21 protein-coding genes and 1 other RNA gene are annotated in these 21,564 nt (G+C 36.7%); 11 read left to right on the plus strand and 11 right to left on the minus strand.

The window, feature by feature from the left end:
* Together AT15_RS09825 and AT15_RS09830 are read left to right on the plus strand one after the other, a co-directional pair.
* Positions 1 to 141: ATP-binding protein (locus tag AT15_RS09825; RefSeq protein WP_161484677.1), on the plus strand; the 141-nt coding region annotated here is incomplete at its 5' end.
* Positions 142 to 216: 75 nt separating this feature from the next.
* Entirely contained in the window at positions 217 to 1,272 is a 1,056-nt protein-coding gene (locus AT15_RS09830; protein ID WP_068349163.1) for a metallophosphoesterase family protein, read from the plus strand.
* A gap of 4 nt (positions 1,273 to 1,276) precedes the next feature.
* Here the strand turns inward: AT15_RS09830 and AT15_RS09835 are convergent, their stop codons facing one another.
* The 11 genes from AT15_RS09835 to AT15_RS09890 form a co-directional block, all read right to left on the minus strand.
* Positions 1,277 to 2,200, minus strand: coding sequence for a carbon-nitrogen hydrolase family protein (locus AT15_RS09835; RefSeq protein ID WP_068349166.1), 924 nt, complete (start codon positions 2,198 to 2,200; stop codon positions 1,277 to 1,279).
* A 91-nt stretch (positions 2,201 to 2,291) separates the two neighbouring features.
* Positions 2,292 to 2,643, minus strand: a transfer-messenger RNA (tmRNA) gene (ssrA, locus tag AT15_RS09840).
* Between the two features lie 66 nt (positions 2,644 to 2,709).
* Positions 2,710 to 3,387 carry a PAQR family membrane homeostasis protein TrhA gene (trhA, locus tag AT15_RS09845; RefSeq protein ID WP_084251714.1) on the minus strand — a complete coding sequence of 226 codons (678 nt, stop codon included), beginning with the start codon at positions 3,385 to 3,387 and terminating at the stop codon, positions 2,710 to 2,712.
* A gap of 77 nt (positions 3,388 to 3,464) precedes the next feature.
* Positions 3,465 to 4,496: an L-Ala-D/L-Glu epimerase gene (locus AT15_RS09850; protein WP_068349168.1), complete on the minus strand. Its 1,032-nt coding sequence runs from the start codon at positions 4,494 to 4,496 to the stop codon at positions 3,465 to 3,467.
* Positions 4,483 to 5,868, minus strand: coding sequence for a transglutaminase-like domain-containing protein (locus AT15_RS09855; RefSeq protein WP_068349221.1), 1,386 nt, complete (start codon positions 5,866 to 5,868; stop codon positions 4,483 to 4,485). The genes AT15_RS09850 and AT15_RS09855 overlap by 14 nt, the downstream gene beginning before the upstream one ends.
* A 219-nt stretch (positions 5,869 to 6,087) precedes the next feature.
* Entirely contained in the window at positions 6,088 to 7,218 is a 1,131-nt protein-coding gene (locus AT15_RS09860) for a Gfo/Idh/MocA family protein (protein WP_068349170.1), read from the minus strand.
* A gap of 4 nt (positions 7,219 to 7,222) precedes the next feature.
* On the minus strand, positions 7,223 to 7,618 hold the full coding sequence (locus AT15_RS09865) for a four helix bundle protein (RefSeq protein ID WP_068349173.1): 396 nt from the start codon (positions 7,616 to 7,618) through the stop codon (positions 7,223 to 7,225).
* A 53-nt stretch (positions 7,619 to 7,671) separates the two neighbouring features.
* Positions 7,672 to 8,976 carry a nucleotide sugar dehydrogenase gene (locus AT15_RS09870; protein ID WP_068349177.1) on the minus strand — a complete coding sequence of 435 codons (1,305 nt, stop codon included), beginning with the start codon at positions 8,974 to 8,976 and terminating at the stop codon, positions 7,672 to 7,674.
* Positions 8,977 to 8,990: 14 nt separating this feature from the next.
* Positions 8,991 to 9,887, minus strand: a complete 897-nt coding sequence (locus tag AT15_RS09875; RefSeq protein ID WP_068349180.1) for a UDP-3-O-(3-hydroxymyristoyl)glucosamine N-acyltransferase — start codon at positions 9,885 to 9,887, stop codon at positions 8,991 to 8,993.
* Between the two features lies 1 nt (position 9,888).
* A complete protein-coding gene (locus tag AT15_RS09880; RefSeq protein ID WP_068349183.1) occupies positions 9,889 to 11,106 on the minus strand; it encodes a DegT/DnrJ/EryC1/StrS family aminotransferase in 1,218 nt (405 codons plus the stop codon).
* A gap of 290 nt (positions 11,107 to 11,396) precedes the next feature.
* Positions 11,397 to 12,044, minus strand: a complete 648-nt coding sequence (locus AT15_RS09890; RefSeq protein ID WP_068349189.1) for a MarR family winged helix-turn-helix transcriptional regulator — start codon at positions 12,042 to 12,044, stop codon at positions 11,397 to 11,399.
* Positions 12,045 to 12,189: 145 nt separating this feature from the next.
* Here AT15_RS09890 and AT15_RS09895 point away from each other — a divergent pair, with 145 nt between their 5' ends.
* The 9 genes from AT15_RS09895 (at position 12,190) to AT15_RS09930 (ending at position 21,429) form a co-directional block, all read left to right on the plus strand.
* Positions 12,190 to 13,203: a glycosyltransferase family 2 protein gene (locus AT15_RS09895; protein ID WP_068349192.1), complete on the plus strand. Its 1,014-nt coding sequence runs from the start codon at positions 12,190 to 12,192 to the stop codon at positions 13,201 to 13,203.
* Positions 13,200 to 14,795 carry an asparagine synthase C-terminal domain-containing protein gene (locus tag AT15_RS09900; protein ID WP_068349196.1) on the plus strand — a complete coding sequence of 532 codons (1,596 nt, stop codon included), beginning with the start codon at positions 13,200 to 13,202 and terminating at the stop codon, positions 14,793 to 14,795. The genes AT15_RS09895 and AT15_RS09900 overlap by 4 nt, the downstream gene beginning before the upstream one ends.
* Entirely contained in the window at positions 14,773 to 15,750 is a 978-nt protein-coding gene (locus AT15_RS09905; protein WP_235598555.1) for a CapA family protein, read from the plus strand. The genes AT15_RS09900 and AT15_RS09905 overlap by 23 nt, the downstream gene beginning before the upstream one ends.
* Positions 15,747 to 16,877: a glycosyltransferase family protein gene (locus AT15_RS09910; protein WP_068349203.1), complete on the plus strand. Its 1,131-nt coding sequence runs from the start codon at positions 15,747 to 15,749 to the stop codon at positions 16,875 to 16,877. The genes AT15_RS09905 and AT15_RS09910 overlap by 4 nt, the downstream gene beginning before the upstream one ends.
* 50 nt (positions 16,878 to 16,927) lie before the next feature.
* Positions 16,928 to 17,998 carry a non-hydrolyzing UDP-N-acetylglucosamine 2-epimerase gene (gene wecB / locus AT15_RS09915; RefSeq protein ID WP_068349206.1) on the plus strand — a complete coding sequence of 357 codons (1,071 nt, stop codon included), beginning with the start codon at positions 16,928 to 16,930 and terminating at the stop codon, positions 17,996 to 17,998.
* A 4-nt stretch (positions 17,999 to 18,002) separates the two neighbouring features.
* The gene (locus AT15_RS10525; protein WP_268766433.1) at positions 18,003 to 18,134 is read left to right on the plus strand and encodes a hypothetical protein; all 132 of its coding nucleotides are present in this window, start codon (positions 18,003 to 18,005) and stop codon (positions 18,132 to 18,134) included.
* 31 nt (positions 18,135 to 18,165) lie between these two features.
* Positions 18,166 to 19,386 carry a glycosyltransferase gene (locus tag AT15_RS09920; protein ID WP_235598556.1) on the plus strand — a complete coding sequence of 407 codons (1,221 nt, stop codon included), beginning with the start codon at positions 18,166 to 18,168 and terminating at the stop codon, positions 19,384 to 19,386.
* A 158-nt stretch (positions 19,387 to 19,544) separates the two neighbouring features.
* The gene (locus tag AT15_RS09925; protein ID WP_068349213.1) at positions 19,545 to 20,324 is read left to right on the plus strand and encodes a glycosyltransferase family 25 protein; all 780 of its coding nucleotides are present in this window, start codon (positions 19,545 to 19,547) and stop codon (positions 20,322 to 20,324) included.
* A gap of 34 nt (positions 20,325 to 20,358) precedes the next feature.
* Complete coding sequence (locus tag AT15_RS09930; protein WP_068349215.1) at positions 20,359 to 21,429, plus strand: polysaccharide pyruvyl transferase family protein; 1,071 nt, start codon at positions 20,359 to 20,361, stop codon at positions 21,427 to 21,429.
* The last annotated feature ends 135 nt before the right edge of the window (positions 21,430 to 21,564 follow it).

Below are 21,564 nucleotides of genomic sequence, written 5' to 3' on the forward strand. Positions count from 1 at the left end.
AATCTCGTGTTCTCAGAATGGATAAAGATTTTCCATGACAAAGCCCTTACCATGGCATTGTTAGACAGAATTACGCACAACGCTTTGATTCTCAATATGTCTGGAAGAAGTTACCGAAGAAGAGATGTTTTGAATACCTGAGGTGGGTAGCGGGTCATTTCCTTATGGCCCTCCCGGGTCAAAAACCTATTGACTTTATACATTCAGGAGGATTTCATGAGGAGAATTACTCTTTTACTCATATTATTTTGTTTTGGTGTTCCAGTTTTTAGTGCTTTTTTAACTTATGCTGGAGAAAATAAAGTTACCATTAACTGGTACACAGAAGAACCTGCAAATTCAAGTTGTATCCTTATCGATGAAGACGGCAAAGAAAGGGCATTTTATCTTGCTGAAGAAACAAATTTCCATAATATTGAACTCGAAAACCTCGATTCTTTAATGCAGTACAACTACGAAGTAGAGAGCTATTCAAATAATAAGAGATTGTATAACTCCAGCGGCAGTTTTTCTTTAACGATTACCCCTCCATTCAACTTTGCCCTTTATGGTGATACCAGGAGTAACTTTAAAGTTCATCGTGAAATCTGCCAGGAAATCAATCGATACCACCCTTCGTTTGTCATCAATTCTGGAGATATAGTCTACATGGATATGATAATTCGCAACTGGGTTCAATTTTTTCAATCAACAGATGTCTTTACAAGGAGCTTTTATTATTCAGCTCTGGGAAATCATGAGAAAACAGGGGTTAATTTCAGAAATTTCCTTGATTTTCCTGGCGATGAGCTTTATTACTCTTTCCAATATGGTGGAATACTTTTTATAGTGCTAAATACAAATCAACGATATGATTGGTGCTCAAAACAGTATAAATGGTTTAAAAAACTTCTTGAAAGTAGGGGTTCTGATATTGAGTTCACCGTGGTGATTATGCATCACCCACCTTACAACAACGGCATTGTGAACATGTGGAGAATTCTGATGAACTTGTCTTTGGTGCCACTTTTTGAAGAATATAAAGTAGATCTCGTTTTATCTGGCCATATTCACAATTATCAGAGGTTTTCAAAAAATGGCATAACATATCTCATTTCAGGCGGTGGAGGAGCTTTGCTGGATACTTCAATAGAAGTTGCTGGTTTCAATGAAGATTTTTCCGATTATCACTTCGTTCTTTTTGAATATGTGAAAGGAAAGTTGTCCGCTAAGTGCATTGATATTGATGGAAATATTCGGGATGAATTTGAACTCTTGTCTCAATCGAAATAGGTTTTTATATCTCTACATAAGCGCTGATTACCTCCGGTTTGTTCCAGCTTTTAGCTATTTCGAGGAGTCGCCCGTCTTTCCAGATTGTTGACCTTCCTTCGGCCACATCCTTTCCTAATTTCCCCACGGCCATGGCGTTTACTATATAACGGATGTTCTCGCGCCTTTCTCCCGCTTTTATTGTCCCGTGAAGAAACCATACCTGTTCCTGGGTTTTCTCAGGAAAGTATTTTGTGGGTTCTTTCCAGCTCGCAAAGTTGCAGCTTGGTACAGCAAGAATATTCACGCCTGAAACGTCGATGGCTTGAACAATATCTTGAAAAAACATATCATAGCAGATCAGTACTCCTACTTTTCCAAAAGCTGTTGTCACAATTTGCGGCTGTTCGTTATCCCCGGAGAAAATCAACTTTGTTTCCAGAACTGTAAGCCTTTGTTTTTTTATCTTTGCAAGGAGCTGACCTTGCGGATTGAAGAAATAGCTCATGTTATATAGGTTGGGTTTTGTGATATGCCAACCCTTAGCCGACTCAAAAGTGATTTCCGGAAGAAAAATACTTGGAGCTATGATGTATGCATTAAACTGCTCTGCTAATTCCGAGAAAACCTCACGATAGGTTCTTTCAACGAAAATCGCATTTTTCAGAAAAGCTCCTTTGAAAGGATTAGGCGAAGTGAACGAAAAATTCCCAAGCACATATCTCAATAAGAGCTTTGATATCCCCTGAGGGTTATTAATCTTCGAAAACAATCCGGGGTATAGAAAAGTCCCCAGAAATTCAGGGAAAACCGCCAGATGAAATTTTGCGCTCCATTGTCTTTTGGCATCTATCAGGTATTTTGAGAAGGCTCTTTTCATGTTCTTTTTCGACGTGTAGTCGTTGGGTTCAATTGCTGCCTGCACAGCTGTAATATCGAGAGAAACCATCTCCCACCTCTATATACAATATATCAATACCTAATCGATTTTAACACTTTAAATTTGGCAAAAAAAAAACGGGGTTTTCCCCGTCTAGATCTGGTGGAGGCGGCGGGAGTCGAACCCGCGTCCGAAGCCAGATCCCCCGTAGGCTCTCCGAGCGCAGCCTGCGTTCAATGTCGAAAGACCCACTACGCAGACAAAGTGAATCTTTCCAAGCCCCTATGATGTCCCTGAAACGGCGGGGCTTCGCTTCAGGTAAGATCCGGAGCTATGACGCCCTTCTGCGGAATTCCGGATCAGGCTTCCGCAGGGACGGCTGCTTCATCTAATTAAGCAGCGAGAGCAAATTCATTGTTGGCACTTTTATTGTTCCGGCTTTTTAACGAGGCTCCGGAAACCCCGACTCGCTCCTACGGGTTCACTGACCCCGTCGAGACCGTTTCGCCCCCAAAGTTATTGGACTAATATATTCTATCACGGTTCAAAGAATTATTAAATCCCCATTCTAAATAGTGCTAATATGGCAGAACATATACAAACATTATAAGCATGAAAGAAATATTGCCAAGCATTACAAGCACGTGCCAGATTTCGTGGTTTCCAAAATAGCCTGGAAAGGGATTGGGTTTTTCTTTAATAAATATCATAGCACCAACTGTGTAAAAAAGCCCGCCTATCAGCATAAATAGAACCGCTTTTATACCCAGAAGAGCCGCTACCCTGTATATAAGCAGTAAAGACAGCCAACCCATTGCCAGATAACCAGCCATTGAAAGCCATAGAGGCATTTTGGTGAAAAATACGGCTTTCAACACAATATTGACCACCGCAAGAGTCCAAATAACACCAAAAACAGACCAACCTAAAGCGCCTTTGACAACAACAAGGCAAAAGGGAGTGTATGTACCTGCTATTAGCAGGTAAATCGCGCTGTGGTCTAATATGCCAAAAACCTTGAAGTATCTCTTGAACCAGATAAAAAAGTGCAAGATGCTGCTCATGGTCATAGATATGAACACGCTAAAACCATAAAGGCTAAAGCTAAACAGATGAAGCCATTTTTTTTGAAGCGCTGAAAAGACAATGAGCAAAATCATACCTGTAAGGCCTATTACAGCAGCAACTGTATGGCTTATTGCATTGAAAGCTTCGTTGGAATCTTTTGAGGTGACCATTGGGTCGAGTTCAGCCATGTTTAAAATCCTTTCCCCAGATACAGTATTTTATACTATGTTCAGTTATCTTTTGGCTTACGAAAAAAAGTATTGCCTTACTTTGCCCTTATTTTTGGCCCATCTTGTAAAAACTTTCCCCTAAACTCATCTTCAATAAGCATCAGATGGGAATCAAGATCGTGAAATACAAAAGCGCCGGTACCAAGTGCAAACTGGACGCTCTGGTTGATGCCTACGCTGGATTCACTCATGCACCCAATCATGAGTTGAATTTTGGCTGTGTTGGCCATCTCCACAATAGCAAGAGCGTCAGAAATACCAGATTTCATGAGTTTTATGTTCACAAAATCCACCGCATCTTCCTTTATAAGCCTTAAAACATCATATCTTGTTCTCGCACTTTCGTCAGCAGCTACCGGGAAGGGAGAATTGTATCTTACGAGTTTCAAACCTTCTATGTTTTCCATCTGAACGGGCTGTTCATAGACATCTATATCAATTCCACGGGTATAAATCTCCTTTGCAAAAGTGATCGCTTCTTTAGGCGTGTAGCCAGTGTTAGCGTCTACAACATATTTTGCACCTTTGGACACCTCGTATATCGCTTCCATAACCTGAATATCCTTTTTCAAATCTTCACCGACTTTTATCTTAATCGCCCTAAAGCCCAGCTCGAATAACTGTTGAGCTTCTTTTGCCATGTTTTCAACGGTATCTATGCCAACGGTCTTGTCTGTTTCTATTTCATCTTTTGCTCCGCCGAGTATCTGATGAACCTGAGCGCCTACTTCTTCGGCAAAAGCATCGAGCACCGCAAACTGTACCGCTGCTTTTACACTTGATGCGCATTTTAGCTTGTCCATGATATCAAAAATGCGCCTGTAATTTCTCACATCGAGCCCAATGAGCTGTTCTTTTACAAAGGATTCTAATGAAGGAAAAGTTTCAACCCTTTCGCCATTCACGCGATAAGAAGGTGCCGCTTCGCCGTATCCAATAACCCCGTTTTCAAGTAATAGCTGAATTTCAAGGTTTTGGCTTCCAGCTGAAATACTGTTTGCAATGTGGAAAGGCTTTTCATATTGATATTCTTTCATAATAAATTTGATATCTTTAATCTTTCCCATATTTATTCCCCCTATAGTTTTCAATTTCCTCAAAGGAAATTACCTTCATTTCGACATCGAAGGCATCATTATAAACATTTTCAACTTCCGTTTCAAGTTCCCCAACCTGGTTATCATAAGGATCTGAGCGCCAGAATCTTTTGGCAGGCTGAAGATCTGCCATGTATTCGGAGTTTGCTACCATTCTGAAAGCATCGAGGTTGCCAAAATAGAATTTATTTACAAAATCCGGTCTTTCAGGTCTTACACCTCCAAAAGAAAGGTCAACAGGGAGCCAGCCATATGGCTCGATATAGATCATAGTCCAGTCATGTGGCGAAGCGGAAACCGGGTTCGCATACCAACCTGACTGCCATCCTGTGGGCACGCCAACAATTCTGCACAGCGCTATATAAAGAGAGGCTTGTGCACCGCAGTCCCCTCTCAGGTTGGATGCAACGAACATGGGGACATTTTCATACAGCGCATAAGGGTGCATATATGAATATTTCACGTTATGCGTTATCCATTCATATAGCTTCTTGGCTTTTAGATATGGGTTACTTTCGTCCCCCACAATTTCTTTTGCGAGTTGTTTTAAGTAGGGCGTAAATACGATATGCGGCGGGCGTTCAACAAGGTATTCCCTGAGTTCAGTCGGATATGTCGTCTTTACCGTGTCGGGATTCACAACAGTAAACTGTTCATTAATTATATATTCAAACTTCACGCTAAACGAGAGTCCTTCTTTCAGGTCATCTTCCATAAAAATGGTGCGGTGAGGTGCTTCATTGGGAGCCAGAAGAAACTTATCATGGCTTGCTTCAATTAGTCTGGCACCTCTCACCTGAGCCTCTATTTTGGGAAAAGGAAGCCAGCACTTGATATGATTGCCTTTTATTTTATCGGGCTTTGGTGTAACTTTAATTTCCGCAGTAACTTTGTATGTCCTGGGATTATCGCCCGAGATTAGTGATTCTATGCGCGAATAAAGCATTTTCCTAACCTTTTCGAGCTTTTCATCTTTTTTTGTGCGTTCTTTTAGTGTTGGAACAGCAAAAAGCAAGTTTTCAAAAAATCTCGTCTCGAATTTCTTTTCGCCTTCGATTACAATGTAGTCCAAAACAGCGTCATTCATGAGCTCTTCGTATTCCTTTTCTGAAAAGCCTTTGATTAATTCATACAGTTTCTTCTTAGCCTCTGCTTCAGTATAAGGATAATTTTTAACCAACCTTTTGATTCGTTCAAGTTCGAACTCAAGGCGCGTTTTGAGCATAGTCGGTAGGGAACCGGATTTGAGCTTTTGTATAATCAACTGCCGCGCTTTGCTGAAATTACCCAATTTTTCTTCACGTTCAAGCTCTTCGAAAAGAAGTGTGTTCATAAACTCCATCACGCTTATCATCCCCCAGCAATATCGTTCGGTTACCTTACTATAGCACATAAGCACAAAATACAGAAACTATATTTAATCTCTCAAAAGGCACTGTTTACGGGCGATATAAACATCAAAATATACACTTAAGATAAAGGCAAAATAAATTTTTCAAGGCAACAGACTCGAAGTTGAAATAAAAAGGTGATCCTTAAGATCACCTTTTTATTGTTATTTTCAAAGCTTTACTCCTATCATTTCTTCTGTTGAAAATTCAATTGGAAATTTAATAGGCCTTTTTTCCTTTACAGACTTGTATATCCCCAAAATTATCTCCACAGCTTTTTTGCCATCTTCACCTGAAATATATGGCTTTTTATTATTGATAATAGCATTCGTAAAATCCTTAAATAATGCAATGTGCCCGTTTCCATAAACTGTTTCAGGATCCGGGAGGTTCATAAAGGGATGACCGTCTTCATCGGGAAATCTCCATGTCTGAATTCTGTTCACAGCAAGACCTCCTATAACTACCGTTCCGGTCTCACCAAAAACCGAGAGCGTTTCTTCGAGGTTTTTTGGATACACATTCACTGTCCCTTCGATTATTCCAATTGAACCATTTTTAAATTTCAATATAGCTGTGCCGAAATCTTCTGTCTCAACATATGGGTGATTAAAATTCTTTGTCAAGGCATATATTTCCTCAACAATACCTCCCAACGTCCATTGGAGCAGATCGATATTATGAGAGCACTGGTTCATCAACGTGCCGCCATCCATAGCCCATGTTCCACGCCATGGAGCCTGTTTATAGTAATTTTCATTCCTATTCCATAAAATCCTTGCAGTGGCATTGAAAATCCTACCAAAAGCGCCGCTTTCAATTTTCTTCCTGAGCTCCTGGATGGGAGGATTAAACCTGTTTTGAAAACACACGCCAAGTTTTAACCCTTTTTCCTTTGCAAGAGCTATCATTTCATTCATTTGATTTGTACTAAGAGCCATTGGCTTTTCAACAAGAACGTGTTTACCCACATTTAGAAAATCGATCGTATTTTTATAATGATTACCACTTTCAGTGGCTATGGTCACGAAATCGATGTCAGCGTCAAACAATTCCTCATAGTTCGTTAATACTAAAGGTTTGGGAATACGTCGCTGGTTGTAGGATGTGGGTTGTTCGTTTATTGATTTATACGATCCGCAACGCTTTTCATACTCAATTGCAGCCTTTTCAGCTTTTTCTTTCACAATGTCACATACTGCAACAAGCTCTATTTTATCTGAATTTGCAGCAAAAGCCTCTATATGTTTTTTTATTCCTATCCTTCCACAGCCTATTAGGGCAGCACGAAGCCGAGACATCGAATCACTCCTCTACCGTTGTATGTTGTTGGTTGTGGGTTTTTGGCGAATTTTTAAGTGAAAAGATTAAACCATTTATGATTCTGTGAGTTCGGTTAATAAGCGAAGAAACCTCCAGGTAGTTTTCTTCATCTAAATAACCCAATATTTTAGAAAGTTCAACCTGAGTTTCCAATTCTAGCAAAGAACCTCTAGAGTGGTACAAAAACTGTACAAATTCTTTTTTGTGATTTCTCCCAGATCCCTCGGCAATGTTCGAAGGTACCGAAACTGCGGCTCTTTGCATTTGCGAAGAAAGTCCATATTGCTCATATGTAGGAAAAATTTTCGTTATTTCATATATCTTCTTTGCAAGAGACATACCAAATTGCCAAGCATCCAGCTCCTTATACGTCCTCATTTCATCCTCCTTTACCTAAAACCTACAACCAACAACCCACAACCTACAACCCCTCAAAGCACTTCCACATTTTCCCCTGCTATTCCAAGGGATTTCAGGATATTCTTTGTATCAAACACCAGTTTTGCATTGTCAACAACAAACTGGTAATTAACTTTATGTTTATGAGCTGTGGTGATGACAACCGCATCTGCTTCTTTAATAAGCTCAGCGGATAATTCGGCAGTTTTTCTAACCTCTCCATTCCATCTGAACTCTTCAACATAGGGATCAACAACAGTTACATCAGCGTGATTCTTTTCAAGCTGTTCAAGTACTTTAAGGGCAGGGGATTCCCGCATATCGTCTATATCTCCTTTATAGGCAATCCCAAGCATTATAATCTTTGCTCCATTCATGCACTTTTTTCTCTCGTTTAGTTGCTTCATCAACCTATCCACAACATATTCCGGCATGAAATCGTTTATTTCCCCAGCCATTTCAATAAGGCGCGTGTGATAATCATATTTTCTGGCAATATATGTTAGATAAAAAGGATCAATAGGAATACAATGCCCACCAACACCGGGGCCGGGATAAAAGGGCATAAAACCAAAAGGCTTTGTTGAAGCTGCGCTTATTACTTCCCAGATGCTTATGCCCATCTTGTCTGCAATTATCGCCATTTCATTAGCAAGGGCTATGTTTACAATCCTGAAAGTGTTTTCGAGAATTTTAGTCATTTCGGCTTCTTTTGGTGAAGAAACCACAAAGACTTCCGCCTCGAGCACTGATTCGTATAACAACCTTGCAACTTCGGTGGATTCCTTCCCAACTCCTCCAACGACTTTTGGCGTATTTTTGGTTTTGTACCTGAGATTTCCAGGATCCACCCTTTCAGGGCTGAAAGCAAGATAGAAATCTTCGCCACATTTCAAGCCTGTTTCTTCGAGTATGGGTTTCATGACTTCTTCGGTAGTTCCTGGGTATGTAGTTGACTCTAAAACAACGAGCATATCCTTGTGAAGCCTTTTGGCAACTTCTTTGGTTGAATTTACTACATAAGTCAAATCTGGTTGTTTATATTTATCTAAGGGCGTAGGAACACATATGGCAGCTACATCGCAGTTTCTAAGCTCATCAAAATCAGTCGTTGCCCGGAGTTTCCCCTCCTTTACAATTCTTTCTAAATCTTCGTTTACCACGTCTCCAATATAATTATGCCCTTCGTTCACCATTTGAATTTTCCTTTCTTGAATGTCAAAACCAATAACCTTAAAACCAGCTTTTGCTTTTTCAACTGCCAGAGGAAGTCCTACATAACCAAGGCCTATAACACCTATTACAGCTTCTCTGTTGAGAATTTTCTCTTTGATCATTATTATTTTCACCTCTATCTTATTGATTTTATAAATTTAATAAACTTCGCATGATCTATTGCAAAATTTCCAGACACTCTTGCTCCCTGAGGAACATCTTTAGTCACCACAGCTCCTAGGGTAATCGCCGCTTTGTCTCCAATAGTTATTCCGCTTGAAACTACCGCAGATGGACCTATCCAAACATCTTCGCCGATATTTACACTTCCTGCTATCATTGCACTTGCAGCAATTTTGGTACGCTTCCCAACTTTTACACCATGAGCTATATGAACCAAATTATCAGTTTTAACCTCATCATGGATTTCAGTATTTCTTGTTATGAATAATCCTTTTGAAATAGCATTGTTCGCCTGAAGTTCAACATTATTACCAATTATTACTTTTCCAGCATGTTTTACAACTTTTCTTTTTCCATCGATTTCTACTACTTCATATCCTGGAGTACCAATAACTGTTCCTGCCCTTATTATGCAATTTTGACCAATTTCTACGTTCTCCCAAATAACCGCATTTGGATATATAATTGTATTTTTACCTATTTTCACATTTTTCTCAGCGATGAAAACCCCTGGAAAAATTCTTGCTGAGGGATCTATAAATGTTTTGAAAGGCTTGACATAGAATTCCGTATCAATCAGCGCTTCATGTATTTTGTAAAAAGCTTCTTTTGGATTTTCAGAAATAATTATTCCGCCATCGAAAAAATTGGATATTTTCTTTGCTAATTCTTTCTTTGTGATAACAGCAGATACTAAAGGATTCTTAATAGCCTCAACATACTTTTCGTTTATTAAAAAAACCAAAGTTTTTCTAGATGATAAAGCATTAAGTTTACCCAACGCCATAAAACTGCCTTCTCTAAAAACTTCTCCTACATCAAGTAAGTTCTTAAGTTCTGTCAGCTTCAATTCAATCACCTCCGAGATAACTTATAATTTGATTTACTACATATTCAACTTCCTCTTTCATAAGCTCTGGGAATATAGGCAAAGCAAGTGTTTCTTCGCACGCCTTTTCTGTCTCGGGCAGAAAACCTTCAGGAATGTTCAGATATGCAAAACATTTCTGCTGATGAAGCCCCATGGGATAATAAATAGAAGTTCCTATCCCCTGTTTTGACAGGTAATCCCTTAAAGCATTTCTCTTTTCTCCTGATATACCTTTAAACCTGACAACATATTGATGAAAAACATGTGAACGATCAGAAGGAACCGGGGGAACAACGAGATGGAACTTGTTGTTGGTTGTAGATTGTTGGTTGGACGTATAATCTAAACCTACAACCCACAACCCACGACTTTTTTTGAATTCTTCCCCATACCATTTCGCTATTTTCCTTCTTTTCTCTATGTATTCATTAAGATGTTTTAATTTAACCCTTAGTATAACTGCCTGTATTTCATCAAGCCTGGAATTTATCCCTACTACTTCATGAACGTATTTAGTTTTGGAACCGTGAACACGAAAACTACGGCAAAATTCGGCAATTTTATCATCATCAGTAACGATCATTCCTCCATCACCGTAAGCTCCTAAATTTTTTGTTGGAAAGAATGAGAAGATGGCCACATCCCCTATCGAACCGCTCTTTTTCACCGTGCCATCGGCATATTTCCATGTAGAACCAATGGATTGAGCACAGTCTTCGAGAATTCTTATTCCATATCTTTCCCTGATAACCTCTAATCTTTCTAGATCAACTGTCTGCCCAAATAGATGTACAGGAATCAGGGCTTTTATCTTCTCACTTTGTGGGTGGTTTTTTAGTACATCCTCAACTTGGTCAAGATTGATATTATAAGTTTGTGGATCTATATCCACAAATATGGGAGTAGCATTATTGCGTGTTATGCAACTAGCAGTAGCAAAAAAAGTATATGGTGTTGTTATGACATAATCGCCTTCACCAACTCCAAGAGCTTTTAGGGCAATATAGAGTGCATCAGACCCATTGGCAACACCTATTCCATGCTTGACACCAACTAATTCAGCAATTTCCTTTTCGAGCTTTTGAACGTTTTCCCCAAGAATAACTCTTCCTGAACTAATTACTTTATCGATTTCTGCTAAAATCTCCTGTCTTATAATTGCATACTGTCTTGTCAAATCAAACAATGGAATTTTCATGTTTTACCTCCTTTGCAAAAATCGAGATTCCGAGAAATGGTAATCGAGAGCCGATAAGAACCGAGTTGCGAGTTACGAGTAGCGAGAAAACCAAGGTTCCGAGAACCCGAGAATGGAACGAGAACCGAGATTAAGTAACCGAGAACCGAGACCTCGAGAAATAGTAATAAGAACCCGATAAGCAAAGAATCAAGAATTTCAGCGTTTTCTTTCTCGTCCTCTCGGTTTTCACCCACAACCAACCACTTACAACTATTTTTTCGTCATACCCTCAGCCAACAGAATCCTCTCTATTTAAAATTGGCAAGCTCAACTTCTCCCATTTCTGAGATTGTAAAAACCATAATATTTTTCATTCCTGCATTTTTAGCGTTATTGGCAATATCATTGGAGTGCCTGAAAGAAGCAACAATAACCACGTCATATCGAAGCTCTTTTGCCTCTTCTGCTGAATAGACATATAATCCATGAAACATATTTCCTTGCTTAACCTTCGAATCATCTACAAATCCTATTGGTTCAATGCCTTCTGTTTGAAGAATATCAAAGAGGATGCTTCCTATAATTCCAGCACCATAAAGTAATGGTTTTTTGTACTCTTCAAATAAAAGCTTGTCCAGAACCTTGCCAAATATTTCTCGGGATTGGGCATAGAGCTTGGCAATTTCACGAAGATATGAAATGGTGAGAAACTGAAGTCTAAATTTTCCGGTATTTGTCAAGACATATTGCATATTTCTCCTGTTTTCTCCTACCTTCTTTATATACCCTTTATTTTCAAAATCGTTTAAATAGCGATTAATCATACTGGGCACTACCCCGGAAATTTGCGACAGCCTTTGTTGAGAAATATCTGGATTTTTCGTAATAGCCCTTAAGATGCTCATTTCGCGAAAATCAGGCGATGGATTCAAAAAAGAAAATTCATTTATGTTCATAATTTCACCTCTTTATTCATTCACTGAGTGAATTATAACATATTCAGCCTTCATTTCAAATAATTACAAATAGAAAACCCTCTTTGAATTTGTTGATATGTCATTAATACTGTATAATTTGACTCGTAGAAAGGAGAGGCTTTTAATGCCAGATTCAGCATTTGTCTCTGTGATTATACCCGCTCGAAACGAAGAAAAATTTATTGCCAGATGTTTGGAAAGCTTTTTGAAGCAGGACTATCCTCAACATTTGATTGAAATTGTTATAGTGGATGGAATGAGCGAGGATAACACAGAGAAAATCGTTTCTAAGTTTATATCAAAACATCCTAATATAAAATTGCTCAAAAACGAAAAGAGGATAACGCCAGTGGCGTTGAATATCGGCATCAAGAATGCCAAAGGTGATTATATATTGTTCTCCGGCGCGCATAGCGAAATACCACCAGATTATGTATCCAGATGTGTGAAGTACCTAGAAGAGTATGAAGCAGATAATGTTGGCGGGGTTGTCATTACCAAGCCCCGTGAAAACACTACAAAAGGCAAAGTTATAGTAGAATTGCTTTCGCATCCTTTTGGGGTTGGTGGGTCAAAATTCCGTACTGGTGTAAATAAACCGACAAATGTTGATACAGTTCCCTTTGGCTGCTATCGTAGGGAGGCATTCGAAAAAATAGGTCTTTTTAATGAACATCTAATTAGAAATCAGGATATAGAGCTAAATTTAAGACTGAAACGAGCAGGTGGCAAAATTATGCTTTTTCCTGACATATCACTGACATATTATGCTCGTTCAACCTTTAAGGAATTGTGGAAAAACAATTTTGGAAATGGTTTTTGGGTAGTTTATGCGGATAAATTCTCCAAACTGCCTTTTTCTTTAAGACATTTGGTTCCCTTTTTCTTTGTTTTGTTCCTCTCTATTGGAAGTATTTTATCTTTTTTCTCTTTCTACACCAGGGAAGTTTTTCTTGCTATTTTGTCTTTATATATGATACTTGATTTTGTATTTTCGCTATCAATTGCCAAAAAGCTCAAAAGCCTAAAAGCTTTCTTTTTATCGTTCTTTGGGTTTTTGAGTTTGCATGTTTCTTATGGGTTGGGGTCAGTGGTTGGTTTTTTATTTGTTTTGTTTAGCGGGGGTAAAAAGCGATGAAAATTTCAATTAGCAGGGATAAATGGAAACCTTTATCAAAAGAATATGGACATCTGCTAGTACCCTCAAAAGCCGCAATTGGAGTAAACAAGAAAAAAGAGCTTGAGCAAATCGGTATGACTTATATATATTCCACAGGCTCTGAAACCGAAATCAATTCTGGCATAGTTAAGCAGCAACCTTTATTTATTGACAAAAACAACTTAGAAATAAATGATTCGATAGAAAATGATAATTACCGTTTTCAAGAAAATGCCGTATTAGAATTACTTTCTTTTGGATATGTATTAGGTAACAATACATTAATTGATGATTTTAGACAAATTATCCCGGGACAGAAAATGATTATTAACAATTACGGAAAAATAATCAACACAAGTGATGAATACAAAAATCTTCCGAGAATAACGAATTTATCAGAGACTGAATTTGAAGAGAATTTTTTTAAGACATTAATGAAGGTTTTCGAGCAAGCTTTATATTTTTCTGAAGGTAAAAGAATTCTTATTCCGCTAAGTGGCGGATATGATTCAAGGCTAATAGCTTGTATTCTTAAAGAGCTGAATGTAAATAATGTTGTATGTGTTAGCTATGGTGTTCCAGGGACAGGGAATGTTGAAACAGATATAAGTGAAGAAGTTGCAAGAAGGCTTGGGTATGAATGGGTTTATATTTCTTATGATTTCAAAAAACTTCGAAAGAGCATGAGATCTCAGAAGTTCACTGACTATCTTATATCCACACATAATTTCTCATCACTACCGCATATTCAGGAATTTCTCGCTTTTGAGGAAATCGAAAAACACTTTGGAAATGAGGAATTTATAATTGCACCTGGGCATTCGGCTGATTTTTCAGCCGGTTCTCATTTGACTGCTCTGGTTGAAAAAGCTCAGAAAACAAGACATTTAGAAGATGTATTTGATGCCATTGTTGCGAAACATTTTGTTTTAAGAAAATTGCCGATTCCTGAGACAATAAAAATTGATCTCATGAATACTCTCGTAGAGTTTAGTAATTATATTGATGAACCTTATAGGATTTTTGAAGTATGGGATTGGTATGAAAGACAGGCGAAATTTATTGTAAATTCAATTCGTTTATATGAATTTTTTGGACATTGTTGGTGGTTGCCGTTTTGGGATAAAAGGTTCATAGATTTTTGGATGTCAGTGCCATTTGAACACAAATTAGGCAAAAAATTATACGACCGTTTTGTTCAAAAGATATTTGAAAAGCATGATGTCAATTTTGACATATCCTCTAAAACAACAAACACATTTAAGAAAAAAACCGAATCATTGATAATAAAATTACTTGGTGGGGGAATTGGTAGAAAACTCAGGGAGCTGTATATGAAGAGAATTTATAAAAACCCATGGGGAATCGACAAAATTGCTAAAGAAATATTGGACGAATTTGGTCATAAGTATGCCACTGAAAAGGAAGTGTTAGATAAATACATAAATGTGTTTAAGGGTCGAAGCTACGACCCAAACTGTTATCTCTCTGAGATTTTGCTTTTAGTTTTAATGAATAAATCAGGAGTAAGGAGCTGCAATGGTGAAAATGGAAACGCTTGCATTTCTTAGCGACTTAAATTTTCAGACTATCGCAAATATTGATACTAAACTATTAGACTTTTTCTCAGATAAGTTAGTAATCGCCAATTTTGAAGGATATCTGGCTAATCGGAATGACCCTACTACTCTTGGGATCACAAAAGAGAATTTTCTTCATATGGTTAAAGCTTTAAATGTCAAGTACTTAAATATCGCTAATAATCACATCTTTGATGATGGTTATGACGGATTTGAGCGAACTATAAATTTTCTCAACGATTGCCAAATACCGTATTTTGGGCTAAAAGAAACACCTTTTGTGGTAATAAAGCTAGAGAACGTTAAAGTTGGTATTTTATCTTTTGCCTGGCGAATGACAGGGGCAAGAAATAATGCTATAAATGTTTGCTGGTTAAAGTGTAGTAAAGTTTTCAAACAGATCGACGAACTGAAAAAGATTTCTGATTATATTGTAGTTTACCCTCATTGGGGAATAGATATGGAAATACTTCCCCACCCCTGGCAGATTACAATTGCTCACCGGTTATTAAAACATGGCGTTGATCTAGTTGTGGGGCACCACCCTCATATTACACAGCCTTTTGAAGATAAAATCTTTTATAGTATTGGGAATACATATCTACCCAATAACGAAGTAACTAACTATCAAAACAACAAGGCGAGCTCAGGACTAATTGTCTTAGTGAACTTTAACGGTAACAACGCAAAAATATCATTCAAAGGCACCAAATTCAGCAATGGACAACTTTGTTTTGACGAAAAAACAAATATTGGACCTCTTCAGTATGATGGTAACTATATAAAATACTTTAAAAAGTGTCGTGCAAAAAAAACTATTCCCATATTTACTGGAAAAATTCAGGACTATTTTTTTGCCCTTCCATATTTGTTGGCACTTGAAAAAATCATAAGTATAAAACCAGTTATAAATTATCTCAGGCGAAGAAAGAAGAGAGAACTATGAAAATAGCGGTTGTTGGTTTTTTACATCAAAGAGAAGATAAACGCGTTATGCGAACAGTAAGGGCATTGTCAAATTTAGGAGAGGTAACTTATTTATATTGGACCGAAAAAAAAGAAAATTCTTGTTCTTCAAATGGGGTAAAATATGTTCCGTTTCTTCATAAAATTCAGCGTGGGCACCCTTTACGTGAGTGGAATTCCAGGAAAAAACACGAGTATGAGATGATAAATCACCTGATAAATCATGAATTCGATATTGCTTACCTTCATCATTATGCTACTACACGAACATTAGCACCTTATAAAGCTCTCAAGAAGAAAGGAACAACTATTATAACTGATTTCCATGAATATGTGCCTGAGGAATATTTATTCGGTACTCTTATAATCCCAAGATTTTTCAAAAACAAAATGGGCAATTATTTATATAAAGCGCTTCTGAAATTATCTGACGGCGTTATTTTTGTTTCCAAATACATGCAGAAAAATGCTTTAAAAAGCGAGCCTGATTTAAAAAGCTTATGGATTCCAAATTATGGAAATTTTACTATCAATCCCCACAAAAAAAATGAAAGGCGCAGAGAAATTGTATTTATTGGAAAGATTCAAAGAAGAATGGAAAAAGAAATCAATATAATAAAAAAACTTCTAAAAAATAGTTTTGAATTCACTATACTTGGAGGTAGATCAGACTTTTGTACAGAAAAGACTAATATTATCCCATTCGTACCATACGAAGAAATGATCTCATATATAACAAAAAGCGCTTTTGCTTTGATTTCTTACGATGTAAAAGACGAAAAAGGTAGATCTTTATTAAATTATATCTACTCCCAACCCAATAAATTTTATGACTCAATTTGCGCCGGGACTCCTGTAATATTGGACAAAAGATTTGAAGAAATGAGGAGTATTGTGGAAAGAGATAATACAGGTTTGATAATTGATCGAAATAACATTGAAGAAGCTTCAAAACTCATATTAAATACCTGGGAAAATGGTTCCAAATACAACGCTTTGTTAAAAAATATTTCTGAAAGGCAAGAACATTATTGTTGGGATGAAAGAAAAGAAGAGCAATTCTTATCTTTTGTATCAAACACACACAAAGAAGCTAAGAAAAGATGATTTAAAGTTTACAGATTTCTCTATATTTGTTTCAAGATGGAGGTCATGAAATGAAAATTCTTTCTGTTGTCGGGGCACGTCCGCAGTTTATCAAAGAAGCCGTGGTGGGTGAGCAATTAAGAAGATATGGAGCACATGAAATACTTGTTCACACGGGTCAACATTATGATGTGAACATGTCAGATGTTTTTTTCAGATATCTCGAGCTAAAAAAACCCGATTACAATCTTTCAGTGGGTTCAGGTACCCATGCATATCAAACAGGGATGTCAATGATCAGGATTGAAGAGGTTGCTATCAAAGAAAAGCCAGACATAATTGTCGTATATGGAGATACTAATGCAACAGTCGCTGGAGCTCTTGTAGGTGCCAAACTCAAAATCCCTGTCGCTCATGTTGAGGCTGGCTTGAGACAGAAACCTAAAGACATGCCTGAAGAAATAAATCGGGTAGTTACAGATCACACTTCTAAATTTTTGTTTTGCCCAACAAAAAAAGCAATTGATAATCTCAAATTAGAAGGGATATCCAAAGGCGTGTACTTTGCTGGAGATGTTATGTATGATCTCTTTCTAAGATTAAAAGACAGTATAGATGATCAAAAAGTTCTTGAAAAATATGGATTACAAAGAGAAAGTTATATCCTTACCACTGTTCATAGAGACTTCAACACAGACAACGAAGAACGGTTGAGAAATATCCTCACAGCTTTGGGAGAAATATCCTATGTAATCCCTGTTGTTTTCCCGATGCATCCTAGAACGAAAAAAGTGATAAACCAGAAAAATTTGTGGAATTTATTGGGGAAGACAAGAGTAATAGATCCTGTACCTTACCATGAACTTGTAGCTTTATTAGCAAATTCCTTGAAAGTAGTAACTGATAGCGGCGGAGTACAAAAAGAAGCGTACTTTGCAGGTGTTTCAGCGATTGTATTAATGCCTGATACAGGATGGATCGAACTTATCGAACATGGTTGGAATGTTCTCGTCGATGCAGACAAAGATCATTTGATTGAGAAAGCCCTCAATCATGTACCACCATCTAGCATGCCAAAAGAACTTTACGGCGATGGGAAAGCCGGGGTGAAAATTGCCAGAATTTTAGTGGGGGAAGATTGAGAAATTGAAAACTTTGATTATTGGCTATGGACATCCTTTTGATGACAAAAGAGTAATGAGAACAGTAATGGCGCTTAAAAAGTTAGGAACTGTGTATTATCAATATGCGGGTGATTCAATAGAAGATGTAGAGTAATTAATTTTAATTGATGAAAAGTAGATCTCTTATGGAGGTGCTCTGGCTGAAAATATTAGTGATCACTTCATTATACCCGGGATATAAGAACCAACCCAGAAAAGAAGCGACATGGGCTATCCATTACTTTGCTAATAAATGGGTGGAACAGGGACATTCAGTAAAAGTTGTAGTCCCCTGGAGATTTTATCCTAGGATATTTTCATTTAGTGCGAGCTCATTGCAAAAAAGAAAATACGCTTTTGAAGAATTTTTCCCCGTCCAAAATATAGAAGTATTTAGGCTTCCCATGAAAAAAATACCCTGGGTCGAGTTTGCGAAAGAAATAATTGACTGCGCCGTAAATAGAATAGTTGAATTTTTGAATATTAAATCATTTAAGCCAGATATAATTATAGCTCAATATTCCAATCCTTCAGGGATTATCGCAACGCAACTAAAAAGAAAGCTGAAAATCCCCTTTATCATGGGCTTACACACATCGGATATTTTTTACCAAAAGAGAAGGCCGAAAACATTTGAAGAAATAATTAGAAATTGTGATGGTGTAGTTTTTCGATCTAAAAAGATCAAAGATCATTTTAACAATCTCAAATTAGCTAATCTTATTTCTAAAGAAAAAATTATCCCTTCGGGTATAAACAAAGACTTTATAATGGAGAAAGATCATATATTAAAGAAATCAAGAAAAGAAACAACAAAAATAATGACTGCCTGCAATTTAATTCCTTTGAAAAATGTTGATGTGTTAATTAAAGCTTTTGCAGAACTGGATTATGAAAATTTAAATTTAACAATTGTTGGAAATGGAAAAGAATTCCAAAAGCTTAAAAAGCTATCGATAAAGAAAGGTATAGAAAAAAATATTAAATTCGCAGGTGAAATGTCCCGCTATGAAGTATTGAATGAAATGAGAAAATCTGATGTATTTGTTATGGTGAGCTCGCCTGAGACTTTTGGGCTGGTTTATCTGGAAGCCATGGCCAGCGGATGCATTACTGTAGGCTCAAAGGGAGAGGGAATTGATGGAGTGATAAAGGACGGTTACAATGGATTTCTCGTTGAACCTAGAAATGTATCTGCTCTCAAAGATACTCTTGAAAGAATAATTAATTTAAATCATTTTGAAAAAGAGAGCATACTGATTAATGGATTAAAAACTGTTTCTGCACTTTCGGAAAATGCAGTGGCAATGCAATATATAAGCTTCATTAGAGAAATTATTGAATTGGAAAAACAAGATTGCAAATAAATATCACGAATCGTTGATAAGCATTATTATAATGAGCATGTTTAGATTTGAAATGCTAACCAAAAAAGTAGCAATTTAGTTAGAAATAAAGAATTCTTATTTTTTAGTTAATACCATTTGTGGAAAAATGAGTGTTGTGTGGTTAGGAGGAAGGAGAAATGATTATCTACTTGATATCATTGTTAAATGAAGTACAAAGACGCGAGGAAATGGAAAAAAAGTTCCCTGGAACATATAAAGAATTCATTATGATTGAAGCAATAGATGGAAGTAAATTAACAGCCAAAGAGTATTTTGAAAAAATTCGTTGTCACTTTTTTAAAAAGTATGATTTGATGACTGTTGGGGAAGTCGGATGTTCCCTTAGCCATATGAAAGCTTATGAAAAGTTATGCAACAGTTCGCACGATTATGCACTCATCATTGAGGACGATATAATCGGAAAAGATGAAGATATTGAGAAGATAAAAAAGACAGCCCCAAAAGTCATCGAATCCTTTGGAGATAATCTTTTATGGCTGGTAGGAGCTGGGAGAGGGAATCGTCTTAAAAAATATGTTTATTGTAAAAATACTGATTTAGAAAATGTATACTTTGTCCATAAGCTTTCTAGAAAATATATAACTGGCACATTTTCATATATCGTAACACGAAAAGCTGCAAAGTCAATACTAGAAAACCAAAAGCTGTGTTTAACACTTGCCGACAGATGGAATGAAATACTTTCCAAAGAAACGGTAGTTCTATACTCGCAGATTTTAGAGCATCCTTTTGAAAATAACAGCTTAATATCAATCGAAAGAAAACAAATGCAATCAATGAGATCTAGGAAGAGGCAACTCTTGGTTGCAGTAAAAGAAGGATTCTACAATAGATTGAGCAAGTTGATAATTCTGTCTTCGAGGTTTAATGGTTATAATCAATTAAACAGAAAATAGTATCTCAAATTATGCACTTTTGGAGGAAAATATAATGCTAAATTTTTCTAAGAGTTTGATTCGTAAATTATTAGAATATAAAACTAAGATCGCTTACAGGAATAGGACAAAATTGCTATTCAAAAACAAAAAGGAAAGATCATTGATATTAATTTTTACTCCCGAACACAGCAATTTAGGAGATCATGCAATTGCACTAGCAGAACGGAGATTTTTGAAAGCTTACTTTCCCACTTTTAATATAATCGAAATATCTGGCCGACATTATAAATTCGATTGGAAGCATATAAAAAGATATATAAGCAAAAATGATCTAATTTTGATTCATGGAGGTGGCTTTCTAGGAACTTTGTGGATACACAACGAGAAAGTATTCAGGAACATACTAAGCACTTTTCCTGACAATGAAATTATAGTTTTTCCTCAATCCATATATTTCAGCAAAGACGAGTTTGGAAGAAGGCAGATGGAAATTTCAAAAAAATATTATGAGGGACATTCTAAACTAACCTTGTGCGTTAGAGATTTAAGCTCCCTTGAATTTATTAAGAATTACTTTAGTGGAGTTAAAAATGTTCTATTTTTGCCAGATATGGTGACTTATCTTAACTTATCAAAACCAAAACGAAATAGAGATGGAGTGATCTTGTGTTTTAGAGAAGACAGAGAGAAAGTTTTTTCAAAAGAACAAGTAAAGATGATTGAAGATGAATTGAATTGTAAAGGTGTAAAATTCAGATATACATGCACAATATCGAAATATCCTGTAGATATTAATATGAGAAAATTGGAATTGGAGAAGAAATTTGAAGAATTCAAAACAAGTAAACTAGTTCTGACTGATAGACTCCATGGAATGCTATTTTCAGCTATTACTGGTACACCATGTATAGCTTTAAATAATATAAGTGGAAAAGTTAAAGGGGGTTATGAATGGATTAAATATCTAAGGTATGTAAGATTCGCTGATAATTTTGAAGATATCAAGAAATATATAAATGAATTTTTCCAGGATGAAAATGCATATATTTACGAAAATACATACCTAAAAAAATATTTCGACATCTTAGCGTTAAAAATATCCTCAAAATTAAAGGGCATATAGGTTATATTAGAAATTTTGGTAAAATCAAACTTCCCGCTATAGAAAAAGGAATTTGTTTATTGATTTTCAGTATTTTACCACTTTTAACTCCCAAACTATGCACTTAGAGGAAAGAGGGAAATATAGGTCATTGAA

The organism is Kosmotoga arenicorallina S304 (assembly GCF_001636545.1).
In the GTDB taxonomy this organism is placed as follows: Bacteria; Thermotogota; Thermotogae; order Petrotogales; family Kosmotogaceae; genus Kosmotoga_B; species Kosmotoga_B arenicorallina.